This is a genomic window from Patescibacteria group bacterium (assembly GCA_028707495.1).
GTDB lineage: Bacteria > Patescibacteriota > Patescibacteriia > UBA2591 > JAQWAS01 > JAQWAS01.
Genome location: JAQWAS010000018.1, coordinates 1 through 3,461, shown reverse-complemented (window position 1 = coordinate 3,461; position 3,461 = coordinate 1). Strand labels below are relative to the sequence as shown.

The 3,461-nt window shown below is 60.3% G+C and carries 2 protein-coding genes; one reads left to right on the top strand and one right to left on the bottom strand.

Annotated features, from left to right (window positions below; genetic code table 11):
- The coding region (locus tag PHS07_04230) for an NAD-dependent malic enzyme (protein MDD4607501.1) at positions 1–388 on the top strand (388 nt) is incomplete at its 5' end.
- Positions 389–721: 333 nt separating this feature from the next.
- Here the strand turns inward: PHS07_04230 and PHS07_04225 are convergent.
- Positions 722–3,461, bottom strand: a 2,740-nt coding sequence (locus PHS07_04225) for an SbcC/MukB-like Walker B domain-containing protein (protein ID MDD4607500.1), incomplete at its 5' end; no start/stop codon positions are given.

The window sequence follows — 3,461 nt, the reverse complement described above, 5'->3', positions numbered from 1 at the left end:
TAACACCGTCACTCCTGACATGGTCAGAGGGATGGCAAAAAACCCCATCCTCTTCCCCATGAGCAATCCCACGCCCGAAATTATGCCAGAGCTTGCCGTGGAAGCTGGCGCGTCCGTTGTCGGGACGGGACGCAGCGACTTTGCCAACCAGATCAATAACGTACTCGCCTTCCCCGGGATATTCCGAGGCGCGCTGGATGTAAGGGCATCCGACATCAACGACGAGATGAAGATAGCCGCAGCCTTCGCCATAGCCTCCCTAGTAGGGGACGACGAGCTGCGCGCGGACTATATAATCCCCGCCCCGTTTGATCCAAGAGTGGCTCCCGCAGTAGCAGAAGCCGTGAAAAAGGCCGCGATAGCGTCCGGAGTAGCCCGCAAGGTGTAGTGAACGCCGTCCCCGGCGTTCAGCGTCATGCCACACGATAACGCAGGGGTGGATAAACGTAGGGGTGAACTGCGTTCGCCCGGTTTAACCCTTTACAATCAATGGTGTAGGGACACGACGCGTCGTGTCCAACCCGATAGTGTATATAAAAAAGGCAGGATTGCAGATAGAACATCTGTAGTCCTGCCTTTATTATGTTAAAAGAGCGCGGGCGGATATGGAATCCGCCCCTACGACGGGGTGGGAGCGATAGGATTTATTGGGTGGAAGAACAGAGCGCGGGCGAAGGCATCTCACCCCTATGTTTCCTCGCTTCCCGTGTTCTCCTATTATCTAACCTCTAACCATTATCTTGCTCCCGCTTGGGGACTTACTTACCACTATCTGCTTTTCAATGCGTTCCTTCAGCTCCGCCACGTGGGATATTATGCCCACCAGCCGGTTGCCGGACGCCAGGGCGTCCAGGATGCGCAGCGCCTGCTCTAAGGACTGGGCATCCAGCGAGCCGAAGCCCTCGTCTATGAACATGGCGTCTATCTCCACCCCGCCCGCGTAGCTCTGCACCACGTCGGACAGTCCCAGCGCCAGCGAAAGGGAGGCCTTGAAGCACTCCCCGCCCGACAGGGACTTCACCTGCCGCACCTTGCCCGTGTAGCTGTCCAGCACGTCCAGCTCCAGTCCGGCGGACTGACGCAGGGAGGAGGGGTCCAGCCTGTGGCACAGCTCGAAGCGCCCGTCCGTCATCAGCTTCAGGCGTTTGTTCGCCTGTGTTATGATGTGACCGAAATACTCCGCCTGGACATACTGCTCGAAGGCTATTCGCGCTCTGCCCGTCAAGTCCCCGTTTGCAGTTTTGGACAGCTGACGCACCGCGACGTACTCGCCCTCCTTAACCTCCCTGTCCTCCTCGGACTTGTGTATCTGCTCCAGCAGAGAGCCGTTCAGGCTCAGTCGCGGACGGACTTCGCTCAGCTCCTTCTCCGCCTGTACACGCTTGGCGGAGCATTCCTCCCGCCGCTCCTCAAGCTCGGACATATCAGCCCTTTCCTTGCCCGAGGTAGCGGACACAAGTCGGGCTTGCTCGGACTGAGCCGTGCTCATGTCCAGTCTGAAAGCGTTTATCCCGTCCTCGGCGCTTCGGATTTCCTCCTCGCCCATAAGGGACGACAGGTAGTCCTCCTCGTCCCAGAAGCCGTTTTGGGACAGCGCGTCCCTGTAATCCCCTTCGGCCTTGACCGCGTCCTCCCGCGCCTTGGACAGACGCTTTTCCCATTCCCCCTGCCTTGCACCGTTCCCCTCGCGCAGGGATACGGAAGCGCGGTGCTTTTCCTCCGCCTCCCTCAGCTCCCGCCTGCTCTTTTCAAGCCTTGCCGACAGGACGGAGCGTTCCTCCAGCGCCTTTTCCTTTGAGGGATATTCAAGCGTGCCGGACAGCGCGGCCCTCCTGCCGTTCTGCTCACCCAGCGCCGCCGAAATGTCCGCGCTCTCCTTGCTGAGGGACACGAGGGTGCTCTCTGTCTGCGCAAGAGTAAGCAGTACTCCGTCCAGCTCCGCCTTGGCGGTCTTTTTCTCCTCGGACTGCCTTTTCGCTTGCGTCAGCCGCTCCTTTGCCTGCTCAAGGCGCGATGACAGCTCCCCGTAGCTTCGCCGCGCCGCGTCCCGCAGGAGCGTCAGCTCAGCATCGGACTGTATGCCCTCCAGCAGCCTTGCCGCGTCGGAGCGGATGAAGGCGCACTGTGTGTCCAGCGCGGAGCGGGCCGCCGCCGTGTCCCCGCTTGCCTTTTCCATCGCAGCGCGTTTGGACTGCGCGTCCGCTTTCAGCCTCGCCCTATCCCTCTCTGTGGGGATGTCCGCCGCGCTGTGAGCCTTACGCGGATGGCTTATCGAGCCGCAGACGGGACAGGGTATCCCTTCCTCAAGCGCCGCCGCCATTATTCCGGCTTGACCGTCCAGGAACGCCTTTTCTCCGGCATTGTACTTTTCCTCCGCCGCCTCCCATTCGACCTTGGACTTGAGGTACGCGGAAGTCAAACCGTCCAGCGCGTCCCGCGCTTCTATCGCTTTTTTCAGGTTTCCGCCCAGAGCGGTTATTTCGTCCCTTGCGGCGGAAACCGACTTGACAGTTTCCTCCAGCCTTGCCGCCGTCTCCTCCGCGCCCGCAAGGCTTTCGACAAAGCCGGACAGCGTGTCCCTTTTTGCCGCCTGCACCTGTCTTTGAGAGGTGAGGGACTTTATTTTGTCCTCCGCTGCTTTAAGCCTCAGGGACAGCTTTTCTATCCCGTCGTCAAGCTCCTCAAGCTGCTTATAGCTGTCAAGGGAGCGGGTAATCCTGTCCACGGACTGGGAGAGCGCCTCCCGCTTCCCCTCGCCCTGCCGGTGGACCTCCAGCTCCGCGCCCAGCCTTGCCTCTTCCTGCGCAAGCAAAGAGGCGGACTTTCGCAGCCCTTCCAGCTCCGTCTGTGCCGTCCTTTCCTCTCCGAGGACACGCCGCAGCTCTTTTACCGTCGGAGATACCCTGTACAGGGCAAGCCTTGCCCGCGCAAGCCGCTTTTCGGTTTGGCTTATCTCCTCCAACCTCGCGGACAGCTCCGTAAGCCTTGCGCATACCGTTTCAAGGGCGTCGAAGTCTGCGTTTATGGTTTTTGCCTGTTCGATTTGCCGCAGCAGGCTTTTTTCGTTTTTGTCCCACTCTTCTCTGAACGCCGTTTGAACTTTTTCCCTCTCCCTGTCCCTGACGCACAGCTCCTCCAACAGCTCGGACACCTGGGGCGCTGTGTGGATTTCCCCGCCGTCCCTAAGCTTTATAAGCTCCTCGCACTCCCCGCCATCGGGACAGCGTATCTGTCCTATGTACTGCAGTGTCCTGCGCGAGGCGTTCTCGCATTCCAGCCGCGACGCCCTCTCCATATCCCTTAGGGAGAGCTGGACTCGCTGGTACAGTCCCGTGCCGAAGACGGCGCGGTATATCGCCACACGCTCCGCGCTGCCCGCCAGCAGCAGGCGCTGGAACTCCCCCTGCGCTATCATGGCGATCTGCTTGAACTGGCTGCGGTCGATGCCCAGCAGGGATGTA